10 protein-coding genes are annotated in these 17,103 nt (G+C 36.3%); 1 reads left to right on the forward strand and 9 read right to left on the reverse strand.

Going from position 1 to position 17,103, the window contains the following annotated elements:
* Positions 1-25 precede the first annotated feature (25 nt).
* The 9 genes from IGI72_RS11515 to IGI72_RS11555 all read right to left on the reverse strand — a co-directional run bounded on the left by IGI72_RS11515 (position 26) and on the right by IGI72_RS11555 (position 16,054).
* On the reverse strand, positions 26-3,484 hold the full coding sequence (locus tag IGI72_RS11515; RefSeq protein WP_438754260.1) for a CDP-glycerol glycerophosphotransferase family protein: 3,459 nt from the start codon (positions 3,482-3,484) through the stop codon (positions 26-28).
* Between the two features lie 79 nt (positions 3,485-3,563).
* Positions 3,564-6,878 carry a CDP-glycerol glycerophosphotransferase family protein gene (locus tag IGI72_RS11520; RefSeq protein ID WP_438754262.1) on the reverse strand — a complete coding sequence of 1,105 codons (3,315 nt, stop codon included), beginning with the start codon at positions 6,876-6,878 and terminating at the stop codon, positions 3,564-3,566.
* A 3-nt stretch (positions 6,879-6,881) separates the two neighbouring features.
* Complete coding sequence (locus tag IGI72_RS11525) at positions 6,882-8,081, reverse strand: CDP-glycerol glycerophosphotransferase family protein (RefSeq protein ID WP_438754264.1); 1,200 nt, start codon at positions 8,079-8,081, stop codon at positions 6,882-6,884.
* The gene (locus IGI72_RS11530) at positions 8,062-8,808 is read right to left on the reverse strand and encodes a WecB/TagA/CpsF family glycosyltransferase (RefSeq protein ID WP_181409176.1); all 747 of its coding nucleotides are present in this window, start codon (positions 8,806-8,808) and stop codon (positions 8,062-8,064) included. The genes IGI72_RS11525 and IGI72_RS11530 overlap by 20 nt, the downstream gene beginning before the upstream one ends.
* Positions 8,798-9,961 carry a CDP-glycerol glycerophosphotransferase family protein gene (locus IGI72_RS11535; RefSeq protein ID WP_438754266.1) on the reverse strand — a complete coding sequence of 388 codons (1,164 nt, stop codon included), beginning with the start codon at positions 9,959-9,961 and terminating at the stop codon, positions 8,798-8,800. The genes IGI72_RS11530 and IGI72_RS11535 overlap by 11 nt, the downstream gene beginning before the upstream one ends.
* 201 nt (positions 9,962-10,162) lie before the next feature.
* Positions 10,163-11,461, reverse strand: coding sequence for an asparagine--tRNA ligase (asnS, locus tag IGI72_RS11540; protein ID WP_438754268.1), 1,299 nt, complete (start codon positions 11,459-11,461; stop codon positions 10,163-10,165).
* Between the two features lie 43 nt (positions 11,462-11,504).
* On the reverse strand, positions 11,505-12,698 hold the full coding sequence (locus IGI72_RS11545) for a pyridoxal phosphate-dependent aminotransferase (RefSeq protein ID WP_438754270.1): 1,194 nt from the start codon (positions 12,696-12,698) through the stop codon (positions 11,505-11,507).
* 50 nt (positions 12,699-12,748) lie between these two features.
* Entirely contained in the window at positions 12,749-13,249 is a 501-nt protein-coding gene (locus IGI72_RS11550; RefSeq protein ID WP_438754272.1) for a cell wall elongation regulator TseB-like domain-containing protein, read from the reverse strand.
* 48 nt (positions 13,250-13,297) lie between these two features.
* Positions 13,298-16,054, reverse strand: coding sequence for a helicase C-terminal domain-containing protein (locus tag IGI72_RS11555; RefSeq protein ID WP_438754274.1), 2,757 nt, complete (start codon positions 16,052-16,054; stop codon positions 13,298-13,300).
* A gap of 212 nt (positions 16,055-16,266) precedes the next feature.
* Between IGI72_RS11555 and IGI72_RS11560 the strand changes: the two genes are divergently transcribed.
* Positions 16,267-17,037: an SDR family oxidoreductase gene (locus tag IGI72_RS11560; protein WP_015510036.1), complete on the forward strand. Its 771-nt coding sequence runs from the start codon at positions 16,267-16,269 to the stop codon at positions 17,035-17,037.
* Positions 17,038-17,103 lie beyond the last annotated feature (66 nt).

Here is a 17,103-nt window from a genome sequence, read left to right on the forward strand (position 1 = left end):
AAAATATATTTATTTAATACGTCACTTACAGTATGCTAATTTTATCATAAAACATCTCTACAGCTTTTTTATTGTACTCATTTGCATCAAATCTCTTAAATTCGTCTTGACTATGATAAGACTCCAATAACATGTTTTCTATCCCATTGATATCATTAGAGGATGCCAGTATACCATAATCTCCATTTGAAAGAACATAATTACTCGCTGGAATATTAGTTGAGCAAACCGGAATACCTAAAGATAAAGCTTCAAGAAGAACCATAGGTTGACCTTCATAGGCCGAGGTTAAAGTAAAAAGTTGACACTTTTTCAGTATTGCAAAAGGATTAGAAACATGTCCCATTAGAAAAACAGAATCTTCTAAGTTATTATCCTTAACAATTGATATTAATTCTTCTCTTAAATTGCCGTCCCCCAAGATGTACAATTTGCTTTTAGGAACCTTTTTTTGGAAGTTTTGAAAAGCAGTAATAAGCTTATCTTGCTGCTTTTCAACAGATAATCTTCCAATAGAAATAATATTATAATTACTTTCATCTGGAAGTAAAATGAAGTTCCCAAGTAGATCATATTTTCCAAACTCTTTTACTATCTCAACATCTTTTGTTTCAAAATAGAAAGTTCCATCATAAAAGAAAGACCCTTTAGTGGATTCAATTAAAGTATCAACAATAATAGTTTCTTTTTTATCAATTGTAATAGGATTCTTTAGGAAACAATCAGTATACTTATTGTTTCCTGGATTCAATAATATCTCCACTCTTACTTTTCTTTCTGAAACAATTTGATCATCTGATATAAAACGCAGATTATTCTTATTTACCCAACCAATTTTTTTGCTGCCATCAAATAAAAGATAGTAAGTTCCATAAAAATTATCAATAATCTTAGTATATTTGACTATTTTGTTTATTAAGTTAACAGAATTGAAATTTAAATTATTGTTCGCCGCTTTATCGAACGGATCTTTTCCATCTATACTATTTATAGATACATAACCTTCTTCGTTAATTGTTAATAAAGGATTTTTTTTCTTATCAGCTAGCCTCTTTAAATTAGATATAATATTCTTGACTCTTCTAATTTTACTGAATCTTGGTACTTCGTTAATTACGTTGTAATAGACCCATCCATTAACATAATTATCAATAATAATATGAAAATAGATATCTCCATTACTTAAAGTGGCTTTCTCAATAATTCTTACATATAAGTATTTATAAAAATCGGTCGTTCCATATCTTTTACTAAGATCACTTGTAGGAAGATCGATCCAAAAGACCTTGTTTTTTTGCCTTTTTATATAACCATACGACGAATAAGGTTCCTTTGAAAGTAAATAAGGATACTTTTTAGTATAGTTCTGTGCATCAACCCATCCCACATAAACATCGTCTATTAAGATTTTATAGAACTCTTTACTTTTATATTTTACAGATGCTATAGCTTTTATTTTTAAATCGTCCTTATAAGGATACATTTTACTAGATTTCTCACGAAATGTGTCCCATACGAGAATATCCATTTTACTCGTTAACTCTAATTCTATATTTACTTTTTTTATAATAGGTTTTTTTTCTTCCTTAGTACTATCATCATTACTAAATAGTTTTTCTAAATCTAAAGAATTTAATACATAACTAATTTTTTCTTCTGGAATAAACTTTTTCAGAGAGTTTTTATTCACATCGGCCATAACTGGAGATACAGCCAATAACATATCAAAGCGATCATATACACTAAATAATTGCCCTAGGGTTTTAAAATGAACTTGTCTTCCATTTACTATTTTTTGTCTATCAGCATCCATATCACTATGCATGTAACAAATTTTCTTTTTTGAATCTGATGATAAAATATATTTTGCCCAATAGAAACTATAACCAGAGAAATCAATAGCAACATCAAATTTACTATTTGAAAAAATACGATTTGCTTCTCTTCGAAAACCTTCCCAAGGAAGCATTGAACTATCAATACGATCTACATTATTTTGTGAAGTTATCTTTCTAAGATTCTTACTTTCTTCCGGGGTAAGAATGGCATATCCTGGTTTGAAAATAAGATGACATTGCTTCGGAATCCTATTCACATTCTCCAGTTTTTCTTTTGTATTAGGATTGCCCATGAAACAAGTAACTTCATATCTATCGTAGTCTATATTTTTCAAGAGATTCAATAAACTAGAAGTAATACCATTGTTTTGCATTCCACCTGTATATATTAGAACTTTTTCTTTGGTATTTGTTAACTTTACGACTTTACCAGAACCAGCTGCTTGATCCTTGAATATATAATTTATTACTCGTTTAGTTGCCCAGCCATCTTCATATTTCACAAAATTTTCTTTTGCTCTATTGTAATTTTCTTTGTATTCAGCTTTCACTGATTCAATTGCGTTAATCGATTCAATCACTTCATCTATCGTACTTAGAATCGGTCCTGGTAATTCTTTCTCATCAAAGTACAATCCCCTGGTCGAATCGTAAATATCATTATCCCAAGAATAGAAAATTATCGGTTTGTCTGTAATTAAAAAATCAAAAAAAATACTTGAATAGTCTGTCAACAATATATCTGTAGCTAATAATATATAATTTGGATCAAAATCGTCTGGAACTAAGTAATTATTCAACTCTTCAACTTCTTGTGCTCGCTTAAAAATATAAGGATGTACTTTGACTAAAACATTGTATTTATCCCCGACTCGTTTTCTTAATAAGGTTGTTTCCGCTACTATCTGATGTATCGAATCTGTCGGATTCAATGTTGAGGTACCTTTCCAAGTAGGACAATACAAGATAACATCTTTTGAAGAATCAATAACCATTCCACGTTCAATCAACTGCCCCAAGACAGATTTATCTTTCTTCTGCAATATATCATTTCTTGGGTAACCAAACTCTAGGATCTCACCTGAAAAAATACCGTCCAATCGGAAACTATTCTTAAACACTTCCGTAGTATGTGCATTAGGACTAAGAATAAATTTACTAAATAAAAAGTTTCTAACAACATTCTGAGATCCTGCCGGATTTGCATTTTCAATGTCATATCCCATTTTTTTTAAAGGTGTTCCATGCCAAGTATTAATCACAATTTGCTCTTCTTTAGGTATAAAGAAAGATTGAAATGTTGAATTAGTTATAAGATATTTACTTTTTGAAAGATAATATACATATTCGCGAGTGTTTCTTTCTATAAAAGAAACATTTGGCATATTAGAAAATTTTTCGATTATTCTACCCCATCCAATTTCAGTGGGAACATAACTCCACACATGATGATATTTTTCAAACATAGGATCCCCAATTAGATAATCAAATATTGCTTTGGGAGAATCAATCATATTTTTCCCATCTCGAGATTCGTAAAAAATTGTTGATGAATCAACATCATTTTTTTTATATTCTTCAGAAAACCATAATGATAATTGCTCAGAATTTCTCAATTTAATTTTCTTGAACTTTTTTGCTATCATAATAAGCACCTTTCTCTACAATACAAATTGTAAATTATTCTATAATATAGCCACTTTTTCTTACAGTTTAAATTCATTTTTAATTTACTTCTGTATAAAAGTTTTTTAACGCCTTATCATTATATTCTTCGGGATTAAAACTTAAATTCATTTCTAAATTATTAATTTTTTTTAACAGAGCGCTAGAAATATCTTCAGAAGAAAAGCCTTCAATATATTCCGAAGCATAATCTTTGAGGACCGATAGATTTGCCGGAATATTAGTGGCTAAAACAGGAAGTTTTAAAGTTAATGCTTCAAGTAAGACCATTGGTTGTCCTTCGTAAATTGAGGGGAAAACAAAAAGATCGCACTGTTTCATAATTGTAAATGGATTTTCTTGATGTCCCAAAAGAAAAACATTTTTTTCTAAGTCTAAGCTCAAGATCAACTGACGCATTTCGTTCTTTAAAGGTCCATCTCCTAAAATAAATAGGCGAATATTTGGCTGTTTACCTAGTACAGTCTTAACTGCTTTAATTAAACTGATCTGATTTTTTTCAGGTGATAATCTTCCCATATTGACTAAATTAAAATAATTATCTAATGTTTGTGGTAATTCAGTTTCTGTTCGTTGGTTGATATCAGTATATTCATTCCGATAACTTTTATTAAAATTATATTCATTACTTTGTATATCAGAAATTCCTATTAAATCATCCTCTTCAACCCAAAGAGACTGATTGTTAAAATCATTAGTGCAGTAGTAAATCTTATCAGCAATTCTTGCTTGCTTAGAAAAACTTATAACCCTACCCTTTTGGTTTTCCAAAACTAAATGTTCACCTTCAGAATCTATTTCAGGAGTAAGAGATGCTACAACGGGATTCTTTGCAACTGTTCCAATTACAAACTCCATTGCAAATGAATCATAAAGATTTATATTTTTTGATTTATTTTTTCTCAGAAAATAATTTTTTAAAAAATTAAGACCTTTAGTGTCATGAAAATTAGAAAGACTACTTTGATTCACCCAGCCAACTTCGCCAGAATTATTCTCAATAAAGCAAAATCCTTGATCATTGAATATGATTCGCTTACTTATATAAACATAGGTTTTGTCAAGCATCTTTAGTGGTGAGCGAAATTCAGTTAAATTGTTTAATGACTTAAAAATCATTGCATCATTGTCACAATTGACGGTAGCAATTGATGAACATTTATCTACAACAGTATCTAATTCAATCATGTGATTAATTGGATCAACATCTTTACCGTCTATCCATCCTGTATATAGTCCATTCAACGTAATCTTTACATATTCCTTAACATTAACTCTCGTTGAAGCAATTACGAAGATAGTGTCTTTTTCAGAAATCAATATATTGAAAAAGGAATTGTCTTTTAATGAAACTAAGTTTTTTGCTACTTTATAAAAACCCTCTTTTTTGATTCTTGCATTATATCGAAATTCCACTACTTCATTACTTACTATATTATGATCTTTAGAAACAAAATCATCATTTAGGATTTTTCTAGTATCGATAGTATTTATAGTGAAACCAAGTTGCTCATCTTTAATAAATCTTCTTAAGTTTCGTCTATTAACTTCCATAGTCTCTTTCGATACGCTTAAGATGCGGTCATAAAGATAATATATTGAAAAAACAGCTGGTAAATTTTTCTTGTGTGGGGCTTTTCCATTGATTATTTTTTTTGAATCACTTAATAGATCATTGTGTTGGAAAATAATTTTCTTACCGCTGTTCATAAACGCTATAGTTTTTGCCCAGAAAAAACTATAGCCACTAAAATCAATCGCAGTATCAAAATGAACATTCCCAACTATTCTAGTTGCTTCCCTCTTGTACGCTTGTTTCGGAAGGACAAAACGCCATACTTTTTTTGAAGTGAACGCCTGAATAAATAAGTCTCTCAATATTTCACTTCTCGAATAAAGGGTCCTTCCAGGACGAAAAAGCATTCGAACATTTTCATTGATTTTATTTAAATTACTGATTTCTTCGTCGGAAACTGGTTTGTTGAGGATAATGGAAACATCATACTTATTGAAGTCTAGATTATTGGTAAGATTGATAAAACTAGTTGAGATACCATTATTTTTCATTCCGCCAGGATAAATAATAAGCTTATTTAAATCGTTTCTTAGAATAACTTCTTCAATTCTTTTCGTTCTTTTATTATTAAATATTCTTTCGATGTATCTTTTAGTAACTTTACCATCTTGATATTTGGAAAATTTCTCTTTCATCAATTGGTAACATTCCCGATGTTGCACAATAGAATATGCTTTTGTTTCTATTAACCGAATAAGATCATCTATTGTTTCAGCAGCTGGTCCTGGTAAATCACTTTCTTTTAAATACATTCCTCTATCCACTTCATATAAGTCTCGATCCCAAACATAAAAAATAATTGGTTTATCAGTTACTAAAAAGTCGAAAAATATACTAGAGTAATCTGTTATTAATAAGTCAACAATAGACAAAACTTCATTAGGATCTAGGTAGTCCGGAATAAGTATTGAGCGAATCTCTTCATCTTTACTTAATTCACGATAAATATATGGATGTACTTTAACCAATACATTGTACTGATCTTTAAAATGTTCTTTCAAAAAAATGGTTTCTTTAACGATCTGCTCTTTATCATTCGAGGGATTTAAGATGGATGATCCTTTCCAAGTCGGTGTATATAAAATTGTAGGTAAACGATCATTATAAGTTAAGTTTAGCTTCTTTAACTCTTTCTTTATACTTTCTCGATTGATAGTATTCGTCCTATCGATCCTTGGATATCCGCCTTCTAAAATCGTTCCAGGAAACAATCCATCTAAACGATAGCTTTTTGAGAAAATCTCTGTTGTATGTGAGTTAGGTGACAAGATGTAATCAGCCATTAAAAAATTTCGTACAACATTTTGAGAATGGGCTGGATTACCAGGAATGTCAAATCCCATATATTTCAAAGGCGTTCCGTGCCAAGTATTTATGTATGTTTGACCTTCTCTCTTTAAGAAAAATGACTGGAAAGTAGCATTGTTAATTAAATACTCTGCTGTTGCCAGCCAAAGCAAATATCTTTTTGAGTTTCTTTCTACAAATTCAACATTGTCGAACTCTGCCTTAATACGTTTTACTGTGGGATAATTTAAGTCGGTGATAACCCAGATATGATGAAAATGAGCATATTCGGGATCTTTTACTAAATGCATAAACATTGCGTAGGGAGAATCTACAATCGATTGCCCATCTCGAACTTCATAAAGGATCGTGTTCTTTTGTATTTTCTTTTTACTCGCTTTTATATAGTATGATGCTATTTTGCCATTTTCTGAAACAAAACTAGTCATTACTTTACTTAATATCGTTTTCACATTACTTAAAGCACTCATGTGTTATCCCCTTATATTGCATTCTTTGATCAGTTCAGCTACCTTATTAGCAGCATCACCATTTTCCCAAGAACAAAATTTATTATAGAATTCTAGATATTTCGTATCCGAACATTCTGAATCAATAGTTTGACGACAAAATTTTTCTATAACCTGGTAGAATGACTGTTCATCTAAACAGATAGATCCTGGTACTTCACTATAATCGAAGTAAAATCCTCGGATCCCATTTTCATAATGATTTAAATCATATGGATAGAAAATCAACGGTTTTTTTAATATCAAATAATCGAACATTACAGAAGAATAATCCGTTATGAGACAGTCACTAATTAAATATAACTCATTAATATCCTCATCCGAACATATTTTGATTTGGTCTTCATAGCCATTTATTACAATAGATTCTTTGACTAAATAGTGCGGTCGAATTATCAATGTATCGTCTTTATTCATTCTAGAAGTAAGTTGACTCAATTCAAATGGCATAAAGAACTTGTAGTTTCCTTTTGAAATAAAATAATCGTCCCGCCAGGTCGGTGCATATAATAGAACATGCCCTTTTCTATCTCCAATAATTTTTTTCTTAAGCTGACTAATTGTATTATCATCATCTTTGAAACGTACTAAAACATCATTTCTTGGATAACCAATATCTAAGAAAGTATTTTCAAAACCAAACGCCGTCTTGAAGATATTTTTTGAATACTCATTTGGGGCAATCAAGTAATCCCACCGATTACTTTCTTTGTAGAAGCCAGCTTTGTATTTTTGCGTATCAGTATTTGGCATAACCACGTTATCAATATCTGCTCCTAATTTTTTTAGGGGCGTACCATGCCACGTTTGCAAATAAATTGTCTGCTTATTTTTTTTAAGCCATTCAGATAAACGGGAGTTAAAGATCCAAAAACCAGCCCTTGGCATTAACAAAAGCCATTTAAAGGAAAAACGTGAGATAAAAAATATTTCAGGATATTTTTTTTTCGCTTCTGACAAACTTTCTTTTTTTATACTCCAGTAGAAAGTCCAATCTGCAAAATCAGTCGATTGTATCATCTCTTGATAGATCGCTAAAGGATTATCAGAAGGAATTTTCCCGTTAAAACTTTCGAATATAACCATTTGTTTTTTTACTGGAAAAATAGATGCTATAAAATTAAATAGTATTCGATAAAAAAAACTAATTATTCTTTTGATCACTTCTATTCACCAGCTTCCAATAGATACTTTTAACTAAAAAAACAGGCAATTGCGCAATTCTTCCTAATCTGGTCGGATTACTTAACGAGCGATACAACCATTCTAAGTGAAGGTTTATAAAAAAATTAGGGGCTCTTTTTACATGACCACTCAAAACATCAAAGCTCCCACCAACATCTTGAAAAACAGAAGCGTGTATCGCATTCATATTTTGGGCAAGCCACCGTTCTTGTCTGGGAAATCCTAACGCAACAAATACAAAATCTGGCTTTACAGCGTTTATTTTATTTACAATTGACTCATTATCAAGAGTCGTATAACCGTCTATAGCACCCGCAATCCCTAGGTTGGGGTACTGATCATTAATATTTTTTATCGCATCAGACAGCACTTCAGGTTTAGCGCCATAAAAAAAAGCACTCATCTTATTTTCATTTGCGTAACCTAGCAATCTTACCATTAAATCATAACCAGTAACTCTTTCTTTTATCTTTCCTCCAGTTAATCTTGAAACAAGAACCACTCCGACTCCATCAGGTATCCGATGGGTACTCTGATTGATAAACGTTACGATATCTGGATGTTTTCTGCTTTCAGTAATAATTTGCGGGTTTACACTAATGATAGTCATTTTTTTATCACTATCGATATAGTGAGGTAAATCGTCCATCACTTCTCCATAGGTGATTGGATCAACTAAAACGCCCATTATATTTTCAGATTTCATATTGCTTATCAATCCATTCTAAAAAAGAGTCAATGGCGCGCCCGGAAACATACGTATTCCAAGTTTGGTTAAAATCTGACAAATCCTCATTTCCCATCGTCTCTATACTGGAAAAAAGTTCCTCGGAGGATTTCACAATGGAAGAACCTATATCTTTCTTAAACTCTTCTTGAATTCCGACAATTTCATCGTACAGTTCAAAATCATAACAGAAATAAATGATCTTCCCACGAGGGTTTACTAAAGAATATTCAAAAGGTACTGAAGAATAATCTGTAATCAAACAGTCCGCCATTGCTATTAAATTTTTTAAATCGTAGTCCTTATCATCTTTAATAAAATATTCTGGGTATTGGTTTGCTAATTCTATCATCTTTTTATCATGTGGATGTGGATGAATGAATAATGCCCAATCTTCATTCAATTGATTTGATATAGAATCAAAATCTAAGGGATTATTATCATCGGTATTCTCTCTGTAGGTAGGTAAGTAAAGAGCGATTTTCTTGTTCATATCCTCTAGCAAAGCGTTTTTTTGATAAGTTATTGTTTCATCATCTAATTGATAGTAATAATCAGTTAATGGATAGCCGAACTTTAGAAAGATCGGATCAATATTATAACTATCCTTGAAAATCGTTGCCATTGTGGGTGAACTTACTACAAAATGAGTAAATTTATTATAAACTTTCTGATAGCGCCGACGATCCGCAGGAGCAGCATTTTTTGCATACTGTGCTTGAAGACCAAACTTTTTAATTGCTCCATTGGCATGCCAAATTTGAACAACATTCGTTTGTTTATCTAATATCATACCACCCAAAAAAGCAAAGTAATTATCACAAATGATCAATTTTGTCTTCTTTAGTATCGGTATGATTTTTAAACAAAGGATTGCAAAGGAATCCACAAGATAGCTCTTAAATCCTTGTTTCTCAAATACTGAAACCATTTGTCGCGCATTTCTGGTGTAACAAATTATCAGTCGATCACCATAGGCTTCAGCCAGAGCTTCCAAAACGTAGTTGCTTGTTGAAGGAAAACTGACAAGAAAAATGATTTTATCATTTTTACGCCTTTTCCCTAAGGAACAAAGACGAACTAAAAATAAATATACTTCTTTTGATAATGAAACAAAAAAATTTTTTTTCATAATTACCCTCTATTTTCACATTAGTTCTTATTTTACATGATTATTAGTGAAAAGAAAATAATTGTAACAAAACCGTTATATTACTCTAACTGTTTTTGAGCTTTTCTTTCATTAGCATCAGTCAATTAGCAGTAATCTTATTCATCACATTTAAGAAATCAAAAAAAGTCAGCTTCAAATCAAGCTGACTTTTTATCTTTTTTACGGATAAATCCGATTCAACAACCGTGGAAACGGAATGGATTCTCTTACGTGCTCGATTCCTGATAACCAGGTAACGGTCCGTTCTAATCCAAGGCCAAAGCCGGTGTGAGGAACTGAGCCGTACTTGCGTAGATCTAAATACCATGAATATTCATTTTCGTCCAAGCCGTGGGCGCGGATTTGTTCTAGCAGGTATTCATGATCGATGGCACGTTCAGAACCGCCTATGATCTCGCCATAGCCTTCTGGTGCGATCATATCGGCACAGATCACGACATCTTCTCTCGTTGGATGTGGCTTCATATAGAAAGGTTTGATGGCTTTTGGATAATTTAAGATAAAGACGGGCTGATCGAATGAATTGGCAATAAAGGTCTCATGTGGTGAGCCAAAGTCATCGCCCCATTGAATATCATCAAAGCCGTTCTTTTGTAATAATGCCACTGCATCATCGTAAGAGATTCGTGGGAATGGTAATTTGGTGTATTTTTTCAAGACTTCACGGTCACGGCCTAAGACGTCTAATGCATAGTCACAGTTATCGAGCACATTTTGCACTAAGAATGCCACGTACTGCTCTTGGACTTCCAAGCTTTCTTCTTGGTGCATAAAGGCCATTTCTGGTTCAATCATCCAAAATTCAATCAAGTGACGACGTGTCTTTGATTTTTCGGCACGGAAAGTTGGTCCAAAAGAAAAGACTTTGCCAAACGCCATAGCGGCAGCTTCCATGTACAATTGACCAGACTGAGACAAATATGCTTTTTGATCGAAATAGTTGGTTTCGAATAAATCAGTCGTTCCTTCTGGTGCTGATCCGGTTAGGATCGGTGGATCGATTTTGATGAAGCCATTCTTGTTGAAAAATTCATACGTTGCCCGAATGATTTCGTTTCGGATTTGCATGATGGCGTGTTGTTTTGAGGAACGCAACCATAAATGACGATGGTCCATCAAGAAATCTGTTCCGTGTTCTTTTGGTGTGATTGGGTAATCATGGCTTTCCCCAACAACCTCTAAACCAGAGATACCAATTTCATAGCCGAATTTTGAGCGGCTGTCTTCTCTGATTTTTCCAGTGACCAGTACGGCAGTTTCCTGATTTAGATTTTTCGCTAATTGGAAAACTTCTTCCCCTACTTCACTTTTTACAACGATTCCTTGAAAATACGCTGTTCCGTCACGAAGTTGTAAAAAGGCGATCTTGCCGCTAGAACGTTTGTTAGCAACCCATGCTCCGATTTGAACGGTTTCGCCAACGTGTTTTTTTGCATCTAAAATTTGAATAGATTCCACTTGATTCTCTCCTATCTAATTAATAAAGGCACCATAGAGCATTTTAAGCTTTTTGGCGTTTCTTTTCAACAAAATCATGGATTCGTTTGGTAGCTTCCGCTAACGTGTCCCAATCAGTTGCATAGCTGATGCGTAAATAATCTGGTGTACCAAAACCAGCACCAGTCACTACTGCCACGTGGGCTTCCATCAGCAAGGCCTCCACGAAGGCATCAATGGTTTGATAGCCGCACATCGTCATGGCTTCTTTGACATTTGGGAACAAGTAAAACGCGCCTTGGGGTTTCGTCACCTGAAAACCAGGAATAGCGGCAATTAGCGGATATAGTTTGTTCAAGCGCTCTTCGAAGGCCTGACGCATCACTTCGATCGATTCTTGATTCCCAGTCAGTGCCTCAACTGCTGCGTATTGGCTAGCAGCCGGCGGGTTGCTAGTAGCTTGGGAAGCGATATCGATCATCGCTTTGATGATTTTTGCATCGCCGACAGCAAATCCGATCCTCCACCCAGTCATAGAATAGGTTTTAGAAACGCCATTGATCACGATGGTTTGTTTGCGGATCTCTTCTGATAAGCTTGCGATCGATGTAAAGGTATTGCCGTTATAAACCAAACGACCATAGATATCATCGGCAATGATCCAAATATTATTTTCCACTGCCCAGTTGCCGATTGCCGTTAACGCTTCTTTTGAGTAAATCGCCCCTGTAGGGTTGGCAGGCGAGTTTAAAATGATGGCTTTCGTTTTCTCTGTACGAGCAGCTTCTAATTGAGCCACAGAAACTTTAAAATCGGCTTCTTGCTTGGCTTCAACAAACACAGGTGTCCCTTGCGCTAAACGGACTTGTTCCGCATAGCTGACCCAATAAGGCACTGGAATGAGTACTTCATCCTCTTCATCAAGGAGCGCTTGAAACAGCGTATAAAGGGCAAACTTCGCGCCATCTGTCACGATCACTTGGTTTGAATCATAGTCAGCACTATAAAACTCTTTCATATAAGCAAGAATCGCCTGTTTTAACTCAGGAATCCCCGCAGTTGCTGTGTAAAAACTGGCCTTGCCGCTCTCAATCGCTGCGATCGCTGCTTGGCGAATGTTTTTCGGGGTAATAAAGTCGGGTTCACCGACAGTTAGACTTAATACGTCTACACCTTGGTCCGCTAACGCTTTTGCCTTAGCAGATGCCGCTAACGTTGCGGAGGGTTCCAATTTTTCTGCTCTTTTTGAAAGTACCATGTTTATCATCCTTTCTACGATCCAAAATTCATTCTATCATAAGCGTCTTCCTATAGTTCAGTGATCGCTTTGATTTCTTCGCCATCTTTGAAACCAATCAAATAATAGTTCAAACGACCCTCGCCATCTTTCGTCATGACTTCCCAAGTTGGCTGGCCTTCAAAAATACCCAATGCGGCCTTTTGGATTTCCTGACCTTGATAATTGTCGCGAACAAATGCCTTAGCTTGTGCTTCCGTCAGCCCATCCGCTTGATTAAAAACAGAAACCTTCTCACCGCTTTTTGGGATGATCACAACGATCTCATTGTTATTCGTATCCTTTCCAACAATGCTAAAGGAGGTTTCCTCACGGGTAAACCAATAAAATTGTTCGACCTCTGCTAAATCGGTGTATCTTTCTGCTATTTCGATTGCTTCGTTTCTTGCTTGTCGCATTGGACGAGAAGAACGGAGATAGAAAATAGAAGCGAAGAGAATAACGACCAGTAAGACTGTGATCGCACTCAGCAAAATAACCACACGCCGATGTTCTTTGTCTTTTGTTTTCACACTTCGTACTCCAATCTTAAATAAAATCCATTATATCAGATGTTCAACTCATTTTTCAAAATCGGCTGCCGCTTTTTCCTCTTGCCCAAAAAAATGTTGGATGTCTTCGGCGATCTCGGTTGGACTTGCTTCAATCAGAGGTAAGTTTTTGGGTAAGCCTTTGACCATTCGTTTGCCATACTTTGTCGATAGCAAGCGTCGATCAAGGACGACCATCACGCCGGTATCCTCCTCGGAACGGATCAAGCGCCCCAATGCTTGGCGCAGCCGTAAAATCGCTTTAGGTAAGGCATCTTCTTTAAAAGAATCAATGCCTTCTGCTTCCAAAAAGGCGTGCCGTGCTTGGACCATGGGTTGTTTAGGGTTCTCAAAAGGCAATCGGGTCACCACAGCGATCTTCAGTGCCTGTCCTGGTAAATCGACCCCTTCCCAAAAACTGCTAGTCCCTAATAAGATACCATTTTCCGCTAATAAAAATTTCTTTAAGATTTTCTCACGGGTTCCGCCAGTCCCTTGAGCAACGATTTCTCTGCCATAATGCAGGGCTTTTTTATTCAATCGATCATAGACATTTTTCAAAGTTTCGTGCGCCGTAAACAACACAAGCGCTGGTTGCGGATTGTCAAACAAAATCGGGACTAACGCTTCGACTAAATAATCCGCGTATTCGGCAGCTGATGCTTGTTGGATCGAGAGACCTTTTTTGATTACATACAGTCGCGTTTGCTTGCTGTAATCATAAAAGGCAGGAATCGTTTTGACTGGCACATCCGTCAAGCCGATCTGATGGGCAAAAAATTCTTTGTTGCCTGGGATCTTCAATGTCCCCCCTAGATAAATGATGTGCTGATAGCGTTGGTACCATGTGCTCTCCACGATCGAATGTCCTTCTAGATCAGCTAACTCAATCACAGCATTTCCTGACTGGGGATGCTTTTTCAGCCAATGAACGTAACGAGGATGCCACCAAGTCAACCACGCGGTCACTGTTTGTTCCTGTGCGTCCATTTGACTAAAGAAATCAAACAAACGGGCAATCACGATCCGTTGTCTTGCATACCACCGATCATTGGTCAACTCGAATCGCTGACGCAGCTGCTGTTGAATCTCATTGATTTCCTGATAATAGAGGCTCAATTTTTGATGTAGCTTGTCCTGCTCTAATGACCCATCATAGAGGTCATGATGCTGAACGACTTGTAATTCTGGGGCATCGATCGATAAGGTGCGAAAATACTGTTCTTGTGTTTCGACCAAAACCGACAATGCATTTCGATACAACGAGAACATCCGTTGCAAAAAATCGTCCTCGGTAATGATCTGGGCAATTTCTTCCAATAGTCCTTCTTCATTCAGCTGTAAAAACTGCCGCTTGAAATGAGCAGAGTCAAAGACATGTTGACTAAAGCCTTCTGCTTGCTGCGGCAACTGTTGGGCTTCATCGATCAACAAATAATCACTCGTTGGCAACAGTGGCTGCGCCCGTCGGTTTTCCTGCATTAAAAAGGCATGATTGACGATCAAAACATTGCTTTGCGCCATCCGCCGATATAAATGTCGAACAAAATCTTGTTCATAGAAGGGTTGATCTTTGGCTAAAAAGTCGACCCCGCGATGGCGAATGTCGGTAAATAAAGGATGATCAAGACGAACTAAATTCAATTCATCAAAGTCACCTGTTTCTGTTTTGGTCAGCCAGACTAAGATCCCCATCTGATATTGGGCGTATTGCTTTTGTTCTACCGGTTGATCCAGCGTCGTTTTAAAGCGCTGCAAATCAATGTAATGACGATGGCTTTTGACCAAGACCGCTTGCAAAGGCTGCTGCAGTACTTGGTTCACCAATGGAATGTCTTTGCTAATGATCTGATTTTGTAAAAGAATCGATGAGGTGCTAACGATCAATGGATTTTCTGGCGTCGCTAAATAAGCGGCTGGAAACAAGTAACCGATGGTTTTTCCCATCCCCGTTTCTGCTTCAATAATCAAATTTTTCTCTGGTTGGGTGTAATGCGTATACACCGCATTCATCAAACGTGCTTGTTGTTTCCGATAGATCAAGTGCTCGCCAAAGCGCTGTTCTTTTTCCGTTTTTACTTTCGGATACGTTTCTTGAAAATGCGTGGCTTCAAAAAGCGGAACAGTTTTTTTTCGCAGGACGACGCCGTCGATCACTTCGAAATCTTCCGCCAACTCTGGTCCTTTTTCTTTCAAAATTCCGTGAATATACTCACTCGTTTGCATCCCCATCTGACCGCTTAAAAGCGCAATCTGTTTAAGAGTCGTCCGTGGTAGCTGTCGCATGATTGCTTCAATGTATAAAAATAATGCTGCGGTCACTTCTGCATCACTATCGGCTTGATGCGGGTTGTCATGACGAAAGCCGATGCTGTCTGCCAGATCACCTAAGCGAAAGCTGCTTTCTGTCGGCAAAAACACTTGCGCCAATTCCACCGTATCGATCCCTGGAATCGATAAAGGCGGCAGACCGCAACGAACCAATTCATTGCTTAAAAAATGATAGTCAAAATAAATGTTATGCGCCACAAAAATCGTATTGCTGAGTAAGTTGTAGATCGTGTCAGCTATGTCTTCGAAATAAGGCGCTTTGCTTACTTGCTGGTTTGTGATGTGTGTCAATCGTTGAATTTGCTTAGAAATTCTGCGGTCAGGGTTGATATCTGCGGCAAAACGATTAATGATCTTGCCATCTTGGACTAAGACGCAGCCAAATTGAATAATTCGATCAATCGTCGAATCGGTTCCTGTTGTTTCAAGATCCACCACAGCGTATATGGGTTTCATTGTATTCCTCCTTGCACACTGTCTGCATTATACTACAAAATCAATGGCGATTACATCTGTTTTCCCATCGGATACGAGGGTTCGCAGGAAGAAGAACCTTACTATCTAGTATCCGTATTTATCAGCCAAAGGAATTTGTCACTCGTCGCTGATCGCTTTTTTCGACAAAAAAAGGGATCTTTTTTATAATTTACTATAAGGAGGCGAAAAAAATGAATGATTTCAAAAACAAACGAGTGATTGTAACTGGGGCTGCTTCAGGGATTGGAAAAGCGGTGGCAGAACAATTTCTAGCCCAGGGTGCTCTTGTTGGGTTGATTGATCGCAACGAAGAGGAGCTGCAGGAGTTTCTTGCTGACTATGACGCACAAACCCACTATCGTGCCGTTGACGTCACTGAAGCAGAGAAGCTGCAAGAAGCGATGAGTGGTCTTGTGGAAGAACTAGGTGGTCTCGATGTACTTCACGTCAATGCCGGCATCAACGGTACTTGGACACCGATCGAAGAATTGACGGTGGCGGAATGGGACCAGACAATCAACACAAATTTACGCAGTACCTTTATTACCGTCAAAGCTGCGATCCCATTTATGAAAGCAAACGGCGGCAGCATTGTCATTACGAGTTCAGTCAATGGAAACCGCATCTTCAGCAATTTTGGTGCGACTGCTTACAGTACATCTAAGGCAGGTCAAGTCGCCTTTACAAAAATGGCTGCGCTGGAACTTTCTGGTTATAATATTCGGGTCAATGCCATCTGCCCTGGGGCGATCGCAACGAATATCGATGCCAGCACAGAAATTGAAGAAGAGGTTGCTCGCGTTGAGATCCCCGTCAAATATCCAGAACGTTCTCGACCATTAAAACAAGAAACAGGCGTGCCAGAACAAGTCGCCAACCTTGTGCTTTTTCTATCTTCAGAGGCTGCGGGCAATATTTCTGGAACGGAAGTCTATATTGATGGAGCGGAATCTTTGCTTTAATACAACAAAAAAACGAAAAATCAAACCTGCTCCCCTCACTTGTTTCAAGTAAAACCTGTGAGATGG

This window comes from Enterococcus sp. DIV1059_2 (assembly GCF_051713685.1).
GTDB lineage: Bacteria > Bacillota > Bacilli > Lactobacillales > Enterococcaceae > Enterococcus_D > Enterococcus_D casseliflavus.